General features: G+C 41.9%; 17 protein-coding genes. 1 reads left to right on the top strand and 16 read right to left on the bottom strand.

Annotated features, from left to right (window positions below; translation table 11 throughout):
• Positions 1-55 precede the first annotated feature (55 nt).
• A complete protein-coding gene (locus tag BFS30_RS07155) occupies positions 56-865 on the top strand; it encodes a hypothetical protein (RefSeq protein ID WP_157262886.1) in 810 nt (269 codons plus the stop codon).
• On the opposite strand, the gene BFS30_RS07150 is transcribed toward BFS30_RS07155, so the two are convergent.
• The 16 genes from BFS30_RS07150 to BFS30_RS07080 all read right to left on the bottom strand — a co-directional run bounded on the left by BFS30_RS07150 (position 814) and on the right by BFS30_RS07080 (position 21,375).
• Positions 814-1,428, bottom strand: a complete 615-nt coding sequence (locus tag BFS30_RS07150; RefSeq protein WP_237028723.1) for a SprT-like domain-containing protein — start codon at positions 1,426-1,428, stop codon at positions 814-816. The two genes, BFS30_RS07155 and BFS30_RS07150, sit on opposite strands and share 52 nt — an antisense overlap.
• A gap of 47 nt (positions 1,429-1,475) precedes the next feature.
• Positions 1,476-1,988 (bottom strand): ferritin, encoded by a 513-nt coding sequence (locus BFS30_RS07145; protein ID WP_237028722.1) that lies wholly within the window; start codon positions 1,986-1,988, stop codon positions 1,476-1,478.
• 29 nt (positions 1,989-2,017) lie between these two features.
• A complete protein-coding gene (feoB, locus tag BFS30_RS07140; protein ID WP_069378658.1) occupies positions 2,018-4,135 on the bottom strand; it encodes a ferrous iron transport protein B in 2,118 nt (705 codons plus the stop codon).
• Between the two features lie 4 nt (positions 4,136-4,139).
• Complete coding sequence (locus BFS30_RS07135; RefSeq protein ID WP_069378657.1) at positions 4,140-4,355, bottom strand: FeoA family protein; 216 nt, start codon at positions 4,353-4,355, stop codon at positions 4,140-4,142.
• Positions 4,356-4,551: 196 nt separating this feature from the next.
• A complete protein-coding gene (locus tag BFS30_RS28115; protein WP_257785599.1) occupies positions 4,552-4,674 on the bottom strand; it encodes a hypothetical protein in 123 nt (40 codons plus the stop codon).
• Complete coding sequence (locus tag BFS30_RS07130) at positions 4,655-5,062, bottom strand: VanZ family protein (RefSeq protein ID WP_069378656.1); 408 nt, start codon at positions 5,060-5,062, stop codon at positions 4,655-4,657. Before BFS30_RS07130 ends, BFS30_RS28115 begins: the two co-directional genes overlap by 20 nt.
• Before the next feature lie 3 nt (positions 5,063-5,065).
• Complete coding sequence (gene gcvH, locus BFS30_RS07125) at positions 5,066-5,446, bottom strand: glycine cleavage system protein GcvH (protein ID WP_069378655.1); 381 nt, start codon at positions 5,444-5,446, stop codon at positions 5,066-5,068.
• Between the two features lie 280 nt (positions 5,447-5,726).
• Positions 5,727-6,236 carry a hypothetical protein gene (locus BFS30_RS07120; RefSeq protein ID WP_069378654.1) on the bottom strand — a complete coding sequence of 170 codons (510 nt, stop codon included), beginning with the start codon at positions 6,234-6,236 and terminating at the stop codon, positions 5,727-5,729.
• A gap of 263 nt (positions 6,237-6,499) precedes the next feature.
• Positions 6,500-13,684 (bottom strand): cell surface protein SprA, encoded by a 7,185-nt coding sequence (gene sprA, locus BFS30_RS07115; RefSeq protein WP_069378653.1) that lies wholly within the window; start codon positions 13,682-13,684, stop codon positions 6,500-6,502.
• An 8-nt stretch (positions 13,685-13,692) separates the two neighbouring features.
• Positions 13,693-14,277, bottom strand: a complete 585-nt coding sequence (gene ruvA / locus BFS30_RS07110) for a Holliday junction branch migration protein RuvA (RefSeq protein ID WP_069378652.1) — start codon at positions 14,275-14,277, stop codon at positions 13,693-13,695.
• A gap of 6 nt (positions 14,278-14,283) precedes the next feature.
• The gene (locus BFS30_RS07105) at positions 14,284-16,599 is read right to left on the bottom strand and encodes an NADP-dependent malic enzyme (protein ID WP_069378651.1); all 2,316 of its coding nucleotides are present in this window, start codon (positions 16,597-16,599) and stop codon (positions 14,284-14,286) included.
• Positions 16,600-16,684: 85 nt separating this feature from the next.
• Positions 16,685-17,902: a lytic transglycosylase domain-containing protein gene (locus BFS30_RS07100; RefSeq protein WP_069378650.1), complete on the bottom strand. Its 1,218-nt coding sequence runs from the start codon at positions 17,900-17,902 to the stop codon at positions 16,685-16,687.
• A 23-nt stretch (positions 17,903-17,925) separates the two neighbouring features.
• Positions 17,926-19,344 (bottom strand): Asp-tRNA(Asn)/Glu-tRNA(Gln) amidotransferase subunit GatA, encoded by a 1,419-nt coding sequence (gene gatA, locus BFS30_RS07095; protein WP_069378649.1) that lies wholly within the window; start codon positions 19,342-19,344, stop codon positions 17,926-17,928.
• Between the two features lie 39 nt (positions 19,345-19,383).
• Positions 19,384-19,590, bottom strand: a complete 207-nt coding sequence (locus tag BFS30_RS07090) for a Sec-independent protein translocase subunit TatA/TatB (RefSeq protein ID WP_069378648.1) — start codon at positions 19,588-19,590, stop codon at positions 19,384-19,386.
• Between the two features lie 10 nt (positions 19,591-19,600).
• The gene (locus tag BFS30_RS28165; protein ID WP_069378647.1) at positions 19,601-19,993 is read right to left on the bottom strand and encodes a Sec-independent protein translocase subunit TatA/TatB; all 393 of its coding nucleotides are present in this window, start codon (positions 19,991-19,993) and stop codon (positions 19,601-19,603) included.
• A gap of 56 nt (positions 19,994-20,049) precedes the next feature.
• Positions 20,050-21,375 carry a murein hydrolase activator EnvC family protein gene (locus BFS30_RS07080; RefSeq protein WP_069378646.1) on the bottom strand — a complete coding sequence of 442 codons (1,326 nt, stop codon included), beginning with the start codon at positions 21,373-21,375 and terminating at the stop codon, positions 20,050-20,052.
• Between the last annotated feature and the right edge of the window lie 3 nt (positions 21,376-21,378).

Genomic DNA, 21,378 nt, shown 5'->3' with positions numbered 1-21,378 from the left:
ACAGGCAATCCCATTTGGCATGATAATCGCCTTCAATATTACTTAAAAAAACGTTATGAAGATCTTTTATATTGCATGTTCTCTTACGGCTTTTCCAGTCCTGTTTGGTTGTAACCAACAACCTAAGCATCCTCAGGCGGATTTGATCACGCAGTCCGCCGCAACAGCCATGACGGATAAAACCATTCGGGTCCTGGCAGATTCCATAGATGCGAACCTGGATCACCTGGAAAAACAAAGTAGTCTGGTTTACCTTCAGGGAGAACAATCGATGTATGCAGAAAGATACAGCTCGAATGGTAAGGCGGTGTTATATGTGGAACAGAAAGATAACGGTCTTATTAACAGCAGAACTAAAAAGTATTACTTTAAAAATGACAGTTTAATCCTCGTACAGGAAAGGAATAAATCCGGCAATGAATATACAGATACCCGGGTATTTCTCAGGAATAACATCGCCTTCAGTAAAGAACAGCGCAAAGGGAGTTCCATGTCTGAGCTTTTAACCAGGCCATATTTATCGGTTAAATCTATCAGAGACAACTCCATCCGGGAAGAGGGCTACAAACAAAATGTCAGAACGCTTGATGAAGCAATTGCCGGGAACGATCAATATGAGATGGTATTTGATCAGTTTATTGACATTCCGGATGAGAACATCATTCAATTGAAAAGCAAGGCCCAGAATGGCTATACGGCCAGTATCCTGGTAAGAGAAACTGATGCATTCATTGACAGTATCAAAGCCATGCCTGGAAACTTTAGAAATGAAAAACTTAATTTTAAATGGAAAGTAGAAGATAAAGAGGCTGTTTATGTCCCTGTAGCGGCTAAGGTTACTTCTGCCAAAGGATTAAACAAATAGACATTACCATTGGTCAGGCAAAGACAACGGTATCTTTTTCTCAGCTTTTCACCCTTTCTGAACTGACGTCCGTCCTTTATCGTAAATACGGCATCCAGAGGCAGTTCTTCCAGTCTGGAAGCATCCTTAGGCAAGTCGTGCTTTTTCAAAGCACGGGATAGTTTAAGATCGGTGCAGCTTGCTGCAGAAGGATTATTCAGGTAACTCACTATCGCCTGCTGAACATCATTAGGAAAGATTTGCTGTTCAATAAAGGGAGCCATCATGCGTTTGAAATTATGCTTCCATTCCGCACCGTGGGGTTTCACTTTATTCTTATGGTCATTCCAGGTCAGCAGATGGGCAAACTCATGTACCGTAGTAACAAGAAAAGCATAGGCATTCAGGTCATTATTGACTGATATTTTATGCCCTAAATTCTTATAAGGGTGCCGGTAATCACCAAGCTTCGTCGCTCTGTTTTTAGATATTTTAAATTCACATTGAAAATAATCTATCCACTTCGCAATAATTGGCGCCGCCCCTGGAGGCATATACTGTGCTAAAATCTCTTCCTTTTTCAATCCTCCAAGATAAGGAAATTAATTAAAAGCCGATAATAGCCGAAGGCTTAGGAAGCACCGCCGGTAGCGGCATTAAATGTTCTTTGGGCCAGCTCTGTATTCAAAAGATATAGCGCGGAGGAGTTGTCCCCGATCATCTTCAGCTTACTGATGATCTGAGATACCGTAGCTTCTTCCTCTACCTGCTCGGTAACAAACCACTGTAAAAAGGTATGTGTAGCAAAATCATTTTCCTCAAAGGCTGCTTTGATCAGATTTCCAATGCTTTTTGTAACTGCCTTTTCATGCGCCAGGGTGATCTCAAAAACCTCCAGCACGGAAGTAAAGTTAGATTCAGGCTGTTGAATCGCTCCAATTGTTACCTTTCCTCCAACATCATGAATATAGTTGAATTGTTTCTCCGCATGAAAAAGTTCCTCTTTTGCCTGAACTTTAAAATAGTTAGCAAATCCATCCAGGTCCTTGTCTGAAAACCAGGAACACATTGCCCAATAGGCATTAGCGGAATACATTTCTAAATTAACCTGCTCATTGAGCAATTTTTCCATTCTTTCATTCATGATACCATTGCATTTAATAGTTCAATATATTATTTTAAAAGCTGATAAGCAATCAAACTGGCCACATAAGCCATTGCAGTCATATACACCAGTTGTATCAGCGGCCATTTCCATGATTTCGTTTCCCGGTATACTACGGCTACCGTACTCATACACTGCATGGCAAAAGCATAAAACAGCATCAACGAAAATCCTGTCGCAAAGGTGAACACAGGCAAACCGGTAACCGGATTTTTTGCAGCCTTCATGCGGTCATGGATTTTTACCACATTTTCATCTCCCCCTTCCACACTGTAAATGGTCGCCATGGTTCCCACAAAGGCTTCTCTGGCTGCAAATGAAGTGATCAGGGCGATGCCAATCTTCCAGTCAAAACCTAAAGGCCTGATGACGGGTTCTATGGCATGTCCTAAAATTCCTGCATAAGAATTTTCAAGGCGCTCAGCAGACTTATCTCTTTCCAGCGTGGAAATCTGTACGCTATCTTTTTGAGCCTCTATAGCGGCATATTTTTTATCGATGGCTTCAAACCGGTCTGAAGGTCCGTAAGAAGACATGACCCACAGCACAATAGAGATCGCAATGATCACCTTACCCGCCTCAAGAACGAAAGTCTTGGATTTCTCATACATGGTATAGAGTACATTCGTCCAGCGTGGCGCCCGGTATACCGGTAACTCCATAATAAAATAAGATTTCTCTTTTGCCTTCAATATAATTTTCATCACAAAGGCAACCAATACTGCAGCAAGAATACTGATCAGGTACATTCCCATTAAGGTTAATCCCTGTAGGTTGATGAATCCCCAAACTGTTTTTTCCGGGACCACCAGACCAATCAATAGCGTATATACCGGCAATCTGGCCGAACAGCTCACCAATGGAACAACCATAATGGTAATGATGCGGTCTTTCCAGCTTTCAATCGTCCTGGCGCTCATGATAGAAGGAACCGCACAGGCAATGCTTCCGATCATCGGGACTACTGACTTTCCACTCAGACCAAATTTTCTCATGATCTTATCCATCAAAAAGGTCACCCTGGCCATATACCCCGTATCTTCAAGAATGGAGATAAAAGCAAAGAGAATGGCAATCTGAGGGATGAAAACAACAATCCCGCCTAGTCCGGCCAATACCCCATCCAATAATAAACTACTGAGCACACCTTCCGGCAAATACTCATGTCCCAATTCCCCCAGCCTGGCGAAAATGGTTTCAATCATCTCCATCGGGTACTGAGACCAGGAGAAAATAGCATTAAAAATAAAAAAGAGAATACCGATAAAGATCAGAAAGCCCCAGAACTTATTGGTAAGTACCGCATCAATTTTATCACTGAAAGCAAATTTCCTGGCTGCGCCTGTATCCTCAATTACCCCGCTAAGGACTGTTCCTAAATGACGGTAACGGGCGATCGTTTCTGCTGTCTGTAATGTGGACGTTTCAAAATTATTTGCTTTCCGGATCTGATCAAAGGCAGCATGATCTACCTCGGTAAAGTCGGCTAAATGCTGGTGCTGATGCAATATCTGCAAAGCAAAATAATCATTTTCGGTCCCGATTCTCTTTTTAGTCGCCTCAATCGCCTCGGGTGCCAATGCAAGAATATCGGCCCCTTTCAACTGGGTTGCTATGGAAGTGGTATTGTTAATGGCTTTTTTTAGTTCATCCAGACCTGCGTTGCTCCTTGCGGAGATGGCCACAACCTGAATTCCCAATCTTTCGGAAAGTTTATTGACATCAATATTGATTCCCTCCTTCCTGGCCATGTCCGTCATGTTCAAGGCCAGTACCATTGGGATCTCCAGATCCGCAACCTGTGTATAAAGCAACAGGTTTCTTCTCAGGTTGGTTGCATCCGCAATCAACACTACGATATCCGGATGACTCGCATTATTTTTGTCGGCCAGAACCTGGAAGACAATACTTTCATCTTTGCTTTTTGGATAAAGGCTATAGGTTCCCGGAAGGTCAATGATCTCCGCCTGTTTACCATCCGGAAGCTTGCAGTAACCTACTTTCTTATCTATGGTAATCCCCGGAAAGTTTCCAATTTTTTGATTTAATCCGGTAAGCAGATTAAAAAGAGTAGACTTGCCTGTATTGGGATTCCCAACCAGCGCTATTTTCAAATCCTTTGCCAAATCACTACTGAATTATAATAATAGATGCTTCGTTTTTACGTAAACAAAGTTGATAACCCGCTACACGAATCGCGATCGGACAGCCAAGCGGCGCAAAACGTTCGACTTCTACAACTTCTCCGGGCAAGCAACCCATCTCCATTAGTTTGACTGACATCTCCAAATCTGTAAATGCCACAATAGTGCCTCGTTCTCCCGGATTCAATTGTGAAAGTTTCATCTTTATAAATTTATTTTAACGCTTTAGGGAGATACCTTATTCCTTCCCTGAACAAAGCGCAATTTAGTCTTAATTTATAATAGTTCCAAATAAAGACCTCAAGACTACCCTTCTCTAAAAGGGCTTTAAAGTAGATATCACCTGATTTCTGCAATCAGAAAGTCATGGCAAAGTAACATAATGGATACTTCTGCTTTTAACGCTGCGGATAGCTCCGGTAACTTACCGGAGGGCACTTACAGCCAGGCTTAAAAATACTGCAGCCACTGGCGGCCAGCACCAGCAAAAGTAAAATCATTTTACTGATGTTCTTTTTCATGTTGATGAGGTTTATGCAAAAGTAAAAAGCTGAAAACAGCCATAAATACGCCAAACATATCGCAGGTAAAATCCCACCATTCAGCAGATCTGTAGGTAAATATTTTCCATTGTAAAAGCTCAATCGCCCCACCCAGGGCAGCCGTCATCAGGATGATCTTAAATATTGTCAGCGACCGGAAACGATAACTGTGCTGATACCTGATCTTTCCATATAATAACAATACGGTCAGCACAAAGAAGAAGCCCAAATGGACCATTTTATCAAATCCTTCAAAAAAAAAGCCTGTCCCATTAGAGGCAGGCATTTGTATGTTGCAAAGGATCAAAATAACAACGGTCCAGATGATCGTCCAGATCTGGTATTTTAACTCTTTAGCCCTGTTCATTGACTAAGCTCCAACAAGGGCTTTGTAAGCGTCAGCATCTAACAATCCGTCTACCTGTGCAGCATCAGAGATGGTCACTTTAACCATCCATCCTTTTCCATAAGGATCAGAATTTACCAGCTCAGGATTGTCATTCAATTCCGGGTTAGTTTCCAATACGGTTCCAGTTACCGGCATGAAAAGGTCAGATACGGTTTTAACAGCTTCAACTGTTCCGAAAACATCATCTTTACCTACTTCATCACCCACTGTATTAATATCGATGTATACAATATCACCTAACTCACGCTGTGCGAAATCAGTAATACCGATATAGGCCTCGTTACCTTCAACCTTAACCCATTCGTGGTCTTTAGTGTACTTTAGTTCTGATGGAAAATTCATTTTATATAATATTAATAATAAATTAGTTACGCACAAAAATCATGTGTCACTTTGTTAGGAATCAGCAAAAAAACACGCCTAATCCTCTGCGAATTTACTATTATTTATAAGTATTCATATTTATTTGTGTTAACAAAATTTGAAGCTTCCTTATGCCCTGAACATCTGCCAGGACAAATCCTGAGAAAAATGCCCGGTCAGAGGCAAAAATGATATACTTAGGTCACTTAATAGAAAAACAACATGTTGAAGTTATTTCAACATGTTGTTTTTCCTGCTCTTAATTAATCAATCCACTTTGCCTGTTTTTACCACCATGAGTTCTGGTTGAGATAGATCCGCCATTATGGCTATACCTTACAAAGTTACCATCATCCTGAAGAATCCAGTAGAAACCCCCATACTCGGGTATTGGTGACTCCCACATCTTAAATCCACTAGGACTTGCTGTTAAAGTAATTCTTCCATCCTGGCTGAAACTAACCAAATACCCCTGGTTGAGCACCTGGCTAACACCGGTACTCCAAATTCCTTTGGAATTATTATATAACACAAGATTTCCATCCTGCTGAATGTACAGGGAATACTGTCCGCTATTAGACCGCACAATTAAAGTGTTTTGCCCACCTCTTTGAGCATAAAAAGAAATCGGCGCATAGCCCGAATGAATGGTGTTCGTAATAGGAGGTCTAGGAGGGTCGATCAGTTGGGCCTCAGCACTTGTTGTACTTGAAATTACAGCAAGAAACATTCCGGCCGCGACAAACCCTTTCAATAAAGTTGTTTTCATAATTTATGGTTTTTAATAAAAATATGGTTCTCAAACAAGAGAAACAACAACTAAACAACATTAATTACACATTAATTGTAATTATTTTCATACATACATGTTTTGATTAAAAATTTTGTAAACACATTTCCTCACAAAATCAATAAATGCTCAACATAAAGCACAAACCACTTATAAAATCATATTAAAACAGAAGCCAACAAAAAGCGCATATTTTTTTAAGAAAATATGCGCGCAATAAACGACAAAACAAAAACTTTTATCTAATTCAAGGTCACTCTCAAACTAAATCCAAAATTACTGAATGAAGTATTGAAGGTCTGAGAAGTATATGGTTTGGTAATGTTAGAATCATAGAACACCCTTACATTAAAACGTTGGTTCAGGATATAATCCACACTTGGCCTTAAGGTGATGTTCTTTGCACCTGAGGAAACTTCTGCTTCCAGAATGTCCGCACGATAGATCACTGTCTTATTGTCCCTGATGGCAACATCCAGTTTAAAATCCATATTGTTGTCCATCTTCAATTGTTTAAACAATCCAAAAGGGAACCTGAACTTCGTGGTACGATAGCCCAGACCAAATACCATGTTATTCTCCGTAAGTTGTGCCAGCTGGCTGTTGGACAGGCTTAAGCCTAATAAACGTGTTCTGCCGATCTCAAAATTTGCAGTCAGGTTATTCTTTAACCGGGTATCTACTCCAATCAGCGGAGAGAACTGCTCTGCAATGGTTACCTGTGCATATTGGAACCGGGGCAGGAAGTTATCGTTCTTATCTCTGCTGCTCACCCCGCCGTTTCGCTCCTCATATTTCAGCAAGGAGTTAAAACTGTTGATGCTGTATACCGAGCGATAAGCATGTCTTAAATCAATAGAACTGAAGTGCTCCGCAAGATAAGCGATCCTGGTTAGCCCCCTATAATTCAAACGCCAGTTCGGCAATGGAATCTTCGGCATAGAGTTCAGGCTGGACGAAGCAGCACTCTTTCCGGAGTAAGCAGCCAGGAACGCAGAAATAACTACATCCTGGGCATTTCTGTCGTAACCATCTGCATATCCCTCCCTCGTTCCTGAAGAATTTGGATTCAAAGCACCTAAACGTTGTGAAATTACCTGCCTGTTGGACATGAATTCATTGAACAGCTTCGAAACCGTATTCCCTGATTTTTCAGAAAATGCCGTTCCAAGACTAATAAAGGAAATGCTGTAATCGCCAGTGGTAAACGGGCTGAAATTCTGGAATTCTTTGGTCAGGTCATCAAACCTGAAATTCGTAGAATAGTTCATCGTCTTATTCCTGTTCGCCGTCAGGGTAATGGTCAGGTCTTTGATCGGTTCAATCAAACTCGTTAAACTCAGGTCTTCTCTCAGGGTATTGATGTAAAGCTGAGATTGCAACGTATCGGTGGTGATCCAACCTCTTCTCAGCGCTTCTTCCCTGATGTCCCGCTGACTTCCCAGTACAAATCCCAATCCCGGTGCACCTGTTGCATTGTCTATTCCGAAAACATTTGTTTTAGGCAGATAACCCGGCAGGTAAGTTCCCTTGGTTTGCGTAAAAGCACCTACCACATTCTTAACACTGGTTAGCAGGTCTACCCATACGCTCGAGCCGGTCTGAGTAGCACCGGAACCGGATTTTCTGATGAAACCAAACTTATTGTAAAGTGAAGCCAGGTTAAATGTCGGGTTAATCTGAATCGTTCTGGAGTTTTGCACCGTATTTCCAAGATTGATGTTCGGATCTCTCAAGGTAGAAAGCGGCTCTGTCTGCCAGTTGAAATTTGTTCCGTAGCGGGTAGCCACATTCACCCAGTCCATCCCCGGGATCTTGTTTATTGGCAGCGCATAAGTAATGTTCAGGTTATGGCTGTAATCTGTTGTTCTGCCTAACCTCATCATATTCTGCCATAAGGTATCTCTTTTCAATCCTTCAATTCTGCCATAAGGCTCATCGATGATCGAATAGTTTGTCGCGTCAATATCCAGGGTCAGCGACTTGCTTAAGTTCCAGGCAATTCCATACACCCTTGATACCAGGAAATTCTTATTAAAGGTCGTATTCACCGGAATAGAATTCAAAGGGTCGTTATTTCTCAGACTGTTCTCTGAGTAGAAACGGTCCACATCAATCCTGAAATTAATTGCCGTAGGCATCAGGCTAAAATTGAAGTCCTTTAATAACGCCAGGCTATTCGATTTGATCAGCTTTTTAAAAGGCTCATAGCTTTTTGCAGGTCCGGCATAATTATAAGCCAGGGAACCACGGTATGTTTTCTGGAAGTTGTTCTCTACAATAAAATCCCTGTGGGCATACTTGGTATAAGCATAACTGACATTAAAGTTCTCAATATCCCAGACCTTTGGTTTTTGCTCAGGGTTTGTTCTTTCTTTTCTGACATTGGTAAAGTTGATACTACTTCTGGTGGTAAAGTCCTGTGCAAAGTTCAGAATCGAGTCTCTTTCTGATTTTGTAGCTACATCCAGTGCATTTTTCAATTCAATATCCGGCATACTCGGATTGTACTGAGGGGTACTCACCTGACTGGAATAACTGACAAACATCGGTACCTTGATCCCTGTTTTCTTAGGGAAAAATTTACCCAACTCCATACTGGAAGAAATATCAAAAAAGACATTATCGGCCCTGTTTCTTTCACTTACCCGGGTCTCCAGAGAACCGAATCCAATTGTCGATTTACTTCCCGAAACATTCACATCCGCAAAGTCAGCCAGTTTCGCGCTCAGTCTGGCTGTAGCTGCCCAACCGCCGCGCTCATCAAATTCCGTTAAGCGAAGTTCATTAAACCAGATAATCGCATTTTTATCCAGGCCATCATCATTTCCGTTGATGTTTTTATAAGGGTTCTTTACCCCCAGCATATATACCCTTACCTTACTCATATCCGGCTGTCCCTTTACGGTAATCACCTTACCGTCGATGATGTAGTTAAAAGGAATATTGATTGGCCATGGAGCTCCTGTATTGGTCTTTGCATTATTTCTCGCCAGCTTCGCTTTCTGGAACAGCTCCAGAGAAATGTCCATCTTATTCTGTTCCGGCCAGATGCGGTTAGGATCACTTGTTCCCGGTTGTGTCACACTTAAAGGCTGTGAATACTCGTAGTAGTTATCCTGATTATCTGTACCAATACGTAAAAATGCACTCAGGTCATTGTCATTTAAGACATTTGGGCCAAGCGATTCTGCATGGATATACATTTCCAGATGTTTATATGACCTGAAATCGTTAAAGGCAGTTTTAAATGCAGCGCGGCCATAACCATCACGAAGCTCCTTGATCGTTACCGATAAAGACTGCTCATTCTGACGGGTATCTCCACGGTAATTGCTGAAGTCACGTTCCCGCTCAATTCCGGGAGGGATCACATAAGGGATCGGTGTACGTTTACCGTTTTCCTCTATGTTTACTGTAGCCACCTCAATTTTAGATTTATCAGGCATAATTGTTCCCAAAGCAGGATCAACAATAGTTTGTGAGGCTTCGTTACTGGCATTATATTGTCTCCATTCTCCCCTAACCAATTGAATCTTTCCAAACCTCAATACGGTAGTATCTGCGAAGTCAGTCAGGAACATCCGGATGAAACGGATAGATTTAAAATCCTGAATACCTCCAACTTTATCTGTCGGTTGTGCCAGAGGGATGCGGATCTGATACCAGGTAACCGGTTGTGTCTGCCCGTTCGCCAATTTCACTTGTGAAGTCACCTTATCGGTCACAAAGTTCTGCCCAACCATCAGGTCTCCCGGACGCATCGATACTTTGTACTGGAAGTACTCATCAGACTGCGTCATATTGTTATCTCTGTTAATGTCTTCTCCATCAGGTAAAGAAGTTGAAGCAGAATTTTCCACACCTAACTCTGCCTGCGATTGCTGTGCAGTTTTAGAGTTTCCTTCTGTTCCGTTATATTTTTGATACCGCTTTAAGATCCCTGCATTTTCACGGTCAAGTTCCGGTCCCCTGAAATAAGTGTAATCATCAGATGAAGGATCCTTTTCAATCTGTGCAGCAGCATCAGGATTGAGCTGTCCTTTGATCTGATTGATCAATGTGGCAAATTTCTGCTGTTCATCAGCATTGCCCATTCCATCCAGACCAACATCCTGTGTTCTTCTCGCATTCGGGTCATTGTCGAAAGCCTGAACTACCGGCTGCAGCTTTGGTACCCTTCCCCAGTTGGTTTCATCAAATTTAGAAGGATCACCATCTGCCGGTAAGCCATTCTCCAGTGATTTACGCCCGTCTTTTAAAATATCTTCAGAAATGTTACCGATGTTAAAATACAGGTCTCCACCTGCTGAATTAGGTTTATAAATGTTAGGATCCATTACCCAAAGCTCAATAAACTCAATGTTCAGCGCTTCGAAATCATTGGTCTCAATTCTTCTGAATAAACCACCCCAGCGACTACGGGGATTATTCAACGCACCGCTGGCATTAAATCCGTTAGGCGTATAATTGTAAGGACCACGAACCGTTGGATAAAATGCAACGTCTAAAGTTGGTAACGCAAAGGGCTGTCCCGTTCCGATTTCTTTAAACGGAAAAACCTCCTGTTCCACCACCTGGCGGACATAGTGATTGGAAAGCTCGTTTTTGTTATTCCTCAATGCCGCAGGAAGCGTCGCATCGCTCCTGTTGTAAAACACAGGATCTATATTATAAAAAGCAATCTGTGCCCTGTTAAAGCCATAGCTCAGGTCATCAATCCTTGAGGATTCAGAAAACATTTGAGGCGTACCAGACAACTGCCATGCCATTGCACTTTTCAGGTCAATGATAGAGCGGGATGCTTCAAAATCATCCAGGTAACTTACCCCACCTTTCTTGCCACCAAAATTCAGAGCCGACGGGTGTCCCGGAATTAATTGCGCAAACTCTCCGGAGAATGTAAAACTGGAAGGAACTTTTGTAGAAAGGAAAGGTAACTTATCCACCAGTTTTGTCAGGAACCTGGAAGGAGAACTATAGTTCAGGTCCAATCCCCACATCGTATTAGAGATCGGTTCCTCCCCAAGGTTTACTTTTGGCGTAAGCGGCTTTTCTGTGAGGTTCATAATGGTACCTCCCAGGTTCAGCTTATTGTTTACCTTATAGTCCAGACGCGTTCCAAACAGGGAACGTTGCTGTAAACCAAAAAGCTCATTATTTTCTGTAGAAATCTTTATAGGCTGACCAGAAATCAGGATTGCAGTATTTAAAATTCTGACCCTTCCTCCCTGGTAATCCACCGTATAATCCACCCCTTCCTGAAGAGGAATTGTTCCCGCAAATACCTTTACTGAACCCTCAGGAACATTGATTGCATTTAAACTGAATTCTGAAGCTACCTGACTTTGATAAGCTCCTTTAATCACATATCGGTTTTGCTTGGTAAACAATTGCTGGGCAATAACCTTAGTCGAGTCGTACAAAGCGGTATAGGTGTACTTGTCTACAAGTGCCTGTTCTGTCGGACTAAACTGGTCTGCCAGATCTCTACCAAAAGGCTCAATTAAAGGAAGAATGATCCTTCCGTTCAATGGATCTATCGTGACATAACCATTGCTGGTATTGGTGGAGAAATTACTCAGATTGGTATTGGATCCATTTGTATTTCCACCATTGTTGTTATTGTTGATTGGCGTATTAAAGGAAATATTCTGGTTAGAGCCAAAAGGCCTGTTCTCTGCTTCAAAGTCAAAAACTCCATCCGGACTTCTTTCTTTCTGCTGATTCAAACGGTCTAAACCAACCACCTGAATCCATTGCTTATTCTTTAAAGGCCTGCGGTCAGCATCCAGTTTTTCCCCCTCATCAATATAGGGCTTTTCCACCCCTGTCTTGTCATCAATCCTGAAGATGTCCAGCTTAAAATTCATCGGACTGATTTGATAACCACCGATAGAATAAATGTTTTTCATCATCAGGTCCCAGGTAGGCAGCTTTGTTTTTGTCGTTTCGTTTTTCAACAACTTGGTATACAAAACCTTTGGCGAAGCCTGATCAAAAGATACATCTGTAGAGAACTCTCCGACCTGATACTCCACCCCACGGTAGGTATAACGATAGGCAACAGACAGGACTTCATCCGTATTTAATGCGTTGTTCAGGGAAATATAACCCAATTGCGGATGGAAAGTATATTCTCTGTCTGCCAGCTTTCTGGCATAAGTCAGTTTGGCGTAATTATCTGTTCCCCCGTTTGCAGCAAAGAAAGAGATGACCGCATTTGAATTTGTCTGGCGCGCATCGGGAGGCAATTGCGACAAAAGCTGATTCGATTGCCTTGGAAACTGAGGATTGTCAAACCCGGAAGGCAATGCAGATCCTCCGCCTGGAATGGTCGGATTATAAGGCGCATTTTCACCCAGGTCAATAAATCCAAGCACATCCCTTGAATCCTGTGTGTTTCCTGTTTTATTGGTAATCCAGACCTCCACTTTCGTAATCAGCACACCGGAAGTAATGGTAGGTGGTGTAGCCAGCGTTTTATTGTAATTGTTGCGGAAATAATGGGCTAAGAAATAATGTTTGTTCGCCTCATAATTATCCGCACTCAACCTGAATTCATTTTGCTGAGCACCGTTATTGATGCGGATTTCCCTGGATTGAGATTTTTGCTGGGAGAAAACCGAACTGACACTCAGTTTACCAAATTGTAATTGCGTTTTAACCCCAAATAAAGCCTGTGTTCCATTGATCAATGTGGTGTTCAGCGGCAAGCTTACATTTCCCGCTTCGATCTTCTGGATGATGTCGTCTTTTCCTCCGGTATAATCCAGTTTTATCTGGTTTTCAAAATCAAACTGAGCCTCTGTATTGTAGTTCATATTGATTTTCATACGGGTACCGATATTACCGATCACATCCATCTGGATACGCTGGTTAAAATCAAAGTTCGACTGAACGCGCTGGCGTTCGTTAAACAAAGGGTTTTCATTTTTATTGATCCTGCCCAGAAAAGTGAGTTCCGCCTCTCCACGAGGTTGAATATCTATAGTTGTGCCACCAAAAATACGTTCAAAAGCCTTACTGTTTATTTTAAGGCTTGGAATGAACCCATTTTTTCTGACTTCATTTAATTCTTCATTGGAGTACATCCGCCAGTTATCGCGCTTCATCTCACTGTTCACCAGACGCTGGTATTCTTCGATGGTCAGATACTGAGGAGGAGCAAAAAGGCGGTTACCAATCATCTGCCTGATGATGTACCTTCTGTTTTTTGCATCATATTCTACTTCCCGCTTCACATTTTCGGGAAGGGGTTTAAAAGAGTTGCTCAGATTGCGGAGGCCTAGTCTTTGTTTTTCCTTCAGACTGAAGGAATTCTTGGTGGTATCTGTTCTTTTTCCAGGCGGAACTGTCTGCGAAAATCCTTCCTGTCCGCCAAGGCAGAAAAAAAGAATAAGGATGAGCGTTAATATGGTTTTCAAGGGTAAGGTTATAAGTTCTTCAAAGCTATTTTAATCATTTGTTCTACTGATAAGTCCACTCCACCGTTTTTCACTGCATTATCAATTGATTTCTCTGCAGGCTGCTTTGCAAACCCGAGCATCATCAAAGCTGATAAAGCCTCTTCTCTAACAGTATTATTCAGAGGTGCCGCGATCAATGATCCCGTACCTTCTTTTTTCAATTTATCCTGCAATTCCAGCACCAGGCGCTGTGCAGATTTCACTCCAATTCCCTTAATCCGCTGGATTAAAGGCAAATCACCATTCACAATAGCCGTTTGAATTTCCGTAGGGGTAATTGAAGAAAGCATCATCCTACCCGTATTCGGTCCGATTCCGGAAACAGAGATCAGATGAAGGAAGAGCCTTCGCTCTCCCTCATCTGCAAATCCGTATAAAGTATGCGCATCTTCTTTCACATGGAGCCAGGTATAAACCTTGCAACGTTCCACATCAGCCAGACTGCTATAAGTATTCAGTGAAATATTGATATGGTAACCAATTCCTCCGGCCTCCACTACAATATAAGCGGGGCATTTAAAGGTCAGCTTACCATCAATATATTCAAACATAATTCCTTATTTCTTAGTTATTCTTTTTAATAAACCGCCTTTTTTAGCATTTGCCTCCTGTTCTTTCGACTGAACATCAAGAACTGCTAAAGTAACCATATTTACAATCTCACGAACCGAGCTACCCAACTGAACAATATGAACAGGTTTGTTCAATCCTAACAAAATTGGGCCGACAGCTTCAGCGCCGCCTAATTCCTGCAACAGTTTGTAAGCAATATTTCCGGACTCCAGGTTCGGGAATACCAAAGTATTTGCGGGAGCATCTACTAAGCTACTAAAAGGAAAGTTATCTTTCAGCAAAGAATTGTTAATTGCAAAATTTCCTTGCATTTCGCCGTCCACGATAATATCAGGATGCTTTTCATGAAGAATTTTTACTGCTTTTCTTACTTTTTCAGGTACTATTCCTTCGTTCGAACCGAAGTTTGAGTACGAAAGTAAGGCAATTCTAGGTTGAATATTGAACTTACGTACTGCGCGTTCCAGCAACAAAGTAATGTCTACCAATTCCTCTACAGTAGGGTCTACATTTACGGTAGTATCACCAAAAAATACAGGTCCTTTTTTGGTCATCATCATGTACATTCCTGCAACCCGGTTTACACCTGGCTCAGTACCGATCACCTGTAAAGCCGGCTTAATTGTAGACACATAATTTTTGGTCAGACCAGAAATCATGGCATCTGCTTCACCAAATTCTACCATAGAAGCACCGAAGTAATTCCTGTCACGCAAAAATTTATTGGCTTCAAATAGAGTTACGCCTCTTCTTTGTCTCTTTTGATACAAAGCGTCCGCATATTTTTTCATGCGCTCCGGCTCTAAGAAAGGATCCATGATTTCCACGCCATCCAGTTCCAAAGCATTCTCTTCAATGATTTGTTTGATGATTTCTTTATTTCCCAATAGAATTGGAATGGCAATATTTTCATCTTTTACAATCTGAGCTGCCTTCAGGATTTTATAATTATCGGCCTCTGTAAACACCACCCGTTTAGGGTCAGACTTCGCTTTGTTGGTAATGGCACGCATAATGGCATCATCCATTCCCAGACGTTGTTTCAACTCTTCTGTATAAGCATCCCAATCGGTAATCACTTTGCGTGCCACACCTGATTCTATTGCCGCTTTAGCCACTGCAGAAGAAACATTGGTCATCAGACGCAAATCCACTGGTTTCGGAATGATATAGTCTTTGCCGAATTTAATATTCTTTTCATTGTAGGCCATATTTACAGCCTCAGGAACGGATTTCTTTGCCAGCTCCGCAATTGCCTTCACTGCAGCAATTTTCATCGCCTCATTGATGCTTGTTGCCCTTACGTCCAAAGCCCCTCTGAAGATGTATGGGAAGCCCAGCACATTGTTCACCTGGTTAGGATAGTCAGAACGACCTGTTGCCATAATCAAATCCTTACGGGAACTGATGGCCAGCTCATAAGCAATCTCCGGATTAGGATTTGCCATTGCAAAAACGATTGGGTTTTTCGCCATCGATTTCAACATCTCTACCGTTACACAATCCGCTGAAGAAAGACCGATGAATACATCAGAATCTTTCATGGCATCCGCAAGTGTAGTCAGTTCTCTTGAAGTCGCAAATTCTGCTTTAATAGCATCCAGGTTCTCCCGGTTATCACGGATTACGCCATTACGGTCGCACATCACGATGTTTTCTTTTTTAGCACCTAAAGAAACATAAAGACGGGTACAGGAAATCGCGGCGGCACCGGCACCATTCACCACAATCTTAATCTTATCCATTTTCTTTTTCTGCAATTCGCAGGCATTGATCAATGCCGCTGCAGAAATAATGGCTGTTCCATGTTGATCATCGTGCATTACAGGGATATTCATCTCCTCTTTTAGACGACGTTCAATTTCAAAACACTCAGGTGCTTTAATATCTTCTAAGTTTACCCCGCCAAAAGTAGGCTCCAGGGCTTTAACGATCTTAACAAAATCATCAACGTTTTTGGTATCCAGTTCTAAGTCAAAAACATCGATATCGGCAAAAATCTTGAAGAGAAGACCTTTACCTTCCATTACAGGTTTACCCGCTTCAGGACCAATATCGCCAAGGCCTAAAACAGCCGTTCCATTACTGATTACAGCTACCAGGTTTCCCTTTGCTGTATATTTATAAACATCTTCTGTGTTTTCTGCTATTTTTAGACAAGGTTCAGCTACACCCGGTGAATACGCCAGTGCCAGATCTCTCTGAGAATTAGTTGGTTTTGTAGGTATTACCTGTATTTTCCCCGGTCGCCCTTGCGAGTGGTAGTCCAAAGCATCTTGCTTCCTGTTAATTTTACTCATAAATCAGTTCATTTATAAAGGGCCAAAGTTACAATCTTTTAATTAGCCCAGAAATAAAAAAGGAAAGCCGACTGACAGAGGATTACTAGCCTTTTATAGCCATTTTTCGTTTTTTCGAGGACTGAGGATTATGAATTTTGAGCTTTTGTCCCGGTACAATCGAGGAGCTCTTAAGTCCGTTCCAGACTTTTAGATCCTGAACTTCTACATGGTATTTATCCGCAATTGCGCTGAGTGTTTGTCCGGGGCTGACTTTATGATAAGAAACAGCAACCAATGGGCGTTCCACTATCTTTTTCCTTCTACGGTCGTCATTAGAAGCCAGTACGACATTTGGGTTCACATCCAGCTCTGTATTGTTTAGAACATCATAAATCTGTGCAAACTGCGCCATGTTCACTTTAGGAATAATGATCCGCTTGGGCTCAATTTCCGTTCCGTTAACAATCTTCTTCTTATAAGATGGGTTCAGACTACATAAAGCACCTTCATCCATACTCAATGCTTCTGCCAACTTAGGAAGAGAAACAAATCTGTTTACATGAATGGTGTCCGTACTCTTAACGAATGGAGATTTTTGTGCTTTAATCTGGTGCTGACCAGGATAGTTCATCACATAAATTGCTGCGATAAAAGCAGGCACATAATTTCTGGTTTCCGTTGGAAGATACCTTCTGATCTCCCAAAAGTCCTGAGAATCGGCTTTCACCATCGCTCTTTTCACATTTCCCATCCCGCAGTTATAGGCCGCAATCGCCAGAAGCCAGTCGCCCAGTTCTTCGTAAGCATCTCTGAAGTAAGCTGCCGCCGCATAGCTAGCCTGAATGGGGTCTTTTCTTTCATCTACAAAATTATCCATATTCAGTCCATAATCTTTTGCCGTAGCAAACATGAACTGCCAGAGACCGGTTGCACCAACCCTGGATACCGCATGTGCATTCATAGAAGACTCTATGACAGGGAGGTATTTAATTTCCTCAGGAATATTATAATATTTTAATGCCTTTTCAAAAACGGGGAAATAGTATTCGGAAAGACCGATCATCTTTCCCATCATGTCTTTTCTTCCGCTATAGATGTCGATGTACTTCTGTACATGCTCATTATAACTGAGCGGAACCATTTTCTGAATGGAGTCCAATCTGGACTTATAACCGTAATTGTGATTATAAAAACTTGGGGTTTCCGGTAAAACCGGGACAGGAACTGTATCGTTAATGATTAAATCCTTAGGTTGCTGAGCAATTGCTGAAAAGCTGGTTAGTGCTAAAATACAGGATGCAAAAAGTACATTTATTTTCATAGGCAATGTGTGGTGACATGGGTCTAGGTTAAAAATGTATGGGACAGGGAAAGTAGTTCCTGCTCCTTAAAGTGCTTTGCCATAAGCTGTAAACTTAACGGTAATCCTTCCTGATTATTGCCCAAAGGAATTGCGATTGCCGGAATTCCGGTCAGAGAAGCCAGTACAGTAAAAATATCTGCCATGTACATGACCAGCGGATCTTCAATATTTTCGCCGATTTTAAAAGCCGGCGTTGGCGTAACCGGACTTAAAATCACATCGAAATCTACCAGCAACTGCTCCATTTTCTCACGGATCAGTCTCCTCACCTGCTGTGCTTTCTGATAGTACGCATCATAATATCCTGCGCTTAACACAAAAGTTCCTAAAAGAATCCTTCGTTTTACTTCTTCGCCAAAGCCTTCTGCTCTGGAGGTCTTATACAGGTCATTCAGATTGGCAGCTTCCGTATTCCGGTGTCCATAATGAACCCCATCATAACGGGATAAGTTTGAAGATGCTTCTGCAGTAGTTAATACATAATAAGCAGGAACGAGGTAGTCCAGCAGATCAAAAGACACGTACTCTACCGTATGCCCCTGACTTTTAAAACGCTCAATAGCTTGTAATATAGATGCTTTAATTGCAGGATCAAGCGCCTCACTTTCCAGCGTTTCCTTCAATACAGCAATCTTTTTTACCCCACCAGTTAATAAACCAGCAGCATAATCTGGCACCGCTTTTTGCGATACGGTGCTGTCATAGTCATCTGCTCCGGCCAGCACTTGCAACAGAATAGCCGCATCACTTACGGAAGAAGTAATGGTACCTACCTGATCAAATGAAGAAGCATAAGCAATGACACCATATCTGGAGATCCGGCCATAAGTAGGCTTCAATCCGATACATCCGCAAAATGCAGCAGGTTGTCTGACCGAACCACCGGTATCGGTTCCCAATGCGGATAAGCAAAGGTCGGCCTGTACCGCTACTGCAGATCCACCGGAGGAACCTCCGGCAACACGTGAAGTATCAGCTGCATTTTTTACTACGCCATAATAAGAAGTCTCATTAGAACCTCCCATTGCAAATTCATCACAGTTTAACCTTCCGATGATGATGGCATCTTCGGCAATTAAACGTTCGGCAACCGTAGAAGAATAAGGAGAAATAAAGCCTTCCAGCATTTTGGAAGAAGCAGTAACCTCATGGTCTTTATAGGAAATATTGTCTTTTATACCAATCACCATCCCCGCCAGCTTGCCGGCAGTTCCAAGATCTATCTTTTCCTGCACCGCTTTAGCCTGGGCAGCCGCAGAATAAAAAAACACCTCATTAAAAGCATTGAGGTGTTGGTGACTTTCTATTTGCTTAAAATAGTGATCCAGAAGCTCAGATAAACTTAGTTTTTTTTGAGCAATAAGGGATTGTATCTCTGATAAGGAGCTATACTTCTTCAAATTTCAAGAATAGGTTAAATTTAAAAAATGGACTAAAACCTATAAAGGTTTGTTAGTACGGTTGTGTTCTACTGTAGTATCAGTACCATCCACACCTTCTTTTCCATCTTTAAATTCCTTAATACCTTTACCTAAACCACGCATTAATTCAGGAATTTTTTTACCACCGAAAAGTAGCAAAACAATGACAAGAATAACGGCGATTTCTGTGCCTCCTAAACCGGCAATCATTATGGGGTTTGACATGATATTTTAGTTAAAGTTGTGTTTTATCTGTTTCTATTTTAGGATTTTCATTGCTATGATCAGCAAGAGCTTCCTTCTTATCTAAATCTATTCCTTCTTTGGCAGCGTTACTGCCCGGGTACATTTGTTCTTCAAGGCTGGATTCAGTTGGATGATGACGGTCATTGTTATTGTCCTTAACAACCGACTCAATGTCGTCCACTATACCTACGGAATTAATGTTGCGATGGATTTCTCTCTTTACGCCTTCCGAGGCATCTTTAAAATCACGGATTCCTTTTCCTAAGCCACGTGCCAGTTCAGGTAATTTTTTACCACCAAATAACAAAAGCACTACAGCCAGAATGAGCATGATCTCTCCACCGCCCATATTTAAGAATTCCAATACTGTACCTGTATACATTTTACTCCCTATTTTTTAATCTGTTATACAAATATAAACATTTCTCGCGCAATCCTCTATTTTCCGGAAAGCCATCCTGCAGGATTTTGCGCAACTGTTCCTCTGTAGATCTGAAACTGGAGTTCAGGGATGTCTCCTGAAGAAGCTACGGTACCTATGGTTTGTTTAGTACTCACATCGTCTCCCTGCCCTACGCTCACCGATTTCAGGTTCTGATAGACGGTAAAAAATTGTCCGTGTTTGATCAGGACATAATACCTTCCTAGGGCATTTCCAACTTTAGTAACTTTTCCGTTAAATACCGCCCTTACCGCCGCACCTTCATTGGTCTGAATGGTAATTCCTGCATTATCGTAGCTAGCCTGCCCCTCTTTATGTTTACCGAAACTCTCTGTAGTTGTACCAGTTGCTACCGGCCATGGCAGAGAGCCTCTGTTACTTTCAAAGGCGGCAGATAACCTTGCCGCTTCCGGAGTGGCAGTCAGGTAATTGTTGCTGCTATTGGCAGTCACCGTTTTAGGTTTTGCTGCTACTGCTGCCGGAGCAGGTTTATTTTCAGCTTTAGCTTTAGCCAGTGCAGCAGCACGTTCCGCAGCCGCTCTTGCAGCTGCAGCTCTTTCTGCCGCGCGGGCCGCTTCTTCGGCTTTCTTTTTTGCAATGGCAATCTCACGGGCAATAGCTGCACGGATACTCCTGTCAATCTGTGCCTGTTGCTTTTTACGGGCAACGATATCCTGTTTGTATTGCTTTTCCTGTTTACTGATTTTGTTTAATACCTGGGCCTGTTCGTTTTTATTCTTGCCCAGCTTATCTTTTTCATTCTCCTGTTCATGGAGCAGGCTGCTTTTTTCCTTTAAATTTTTATCAAGAACAACAATCTTATAGTTTAAGTCTTTTTGTGTTCCCTGAATATATCCCGCCTGCTTCTTCCGGTATTGCCCAAATTGCTGCAGGTACTTAATCCGCTTATAAGCCTGATTGAAATCACTGGCGGCAAATACAAACATCATCTTTTCATAGGCATTCCGGTTGCGCTGGGCGAAGCGGATCATACCGGCATATTCTTTCTTGAGCTGCGAAAGCTGCCCCTTTAAATTAATTACCGTATTGGTATTTTCATGAATCTGATTATCAAGATTTTTGATCTCGGAATTGATGACCGCAATTTTATTCTGCATCAAACTGATCTGCGTGTTTAAGGCATTAATCTGACTTTGAGTAAGTTTCTTATTCTTTGCAGTTTTGGTAAGGTTCCTCTGCAAGAGTTCTATTTCACGTTGAATAGCTTCCTTTTTTCTTTTAAGCTCTGAACTGTTTTGCGCAACGGCTATTGTTGCGGATAATACAAATATTAGGAGTAAAAGTAATTTATTTAGCTTCATTGC

The sequence above is a fragment of the Pedobacter steynii genome (genome assembly GCF_001721645.1).
GTDB lineage: Bacteria > Bacteroidota > Bacteroidia > Sphingobacteriales > Sphingobacteriaceae > Pedobacter > Pedobacter steynii_A.
The sequence above is the reverse complement of the archived record's forward strand: the minus strand, read 5'-3'. Positions and strand labels throughout refer to the sequence as shown.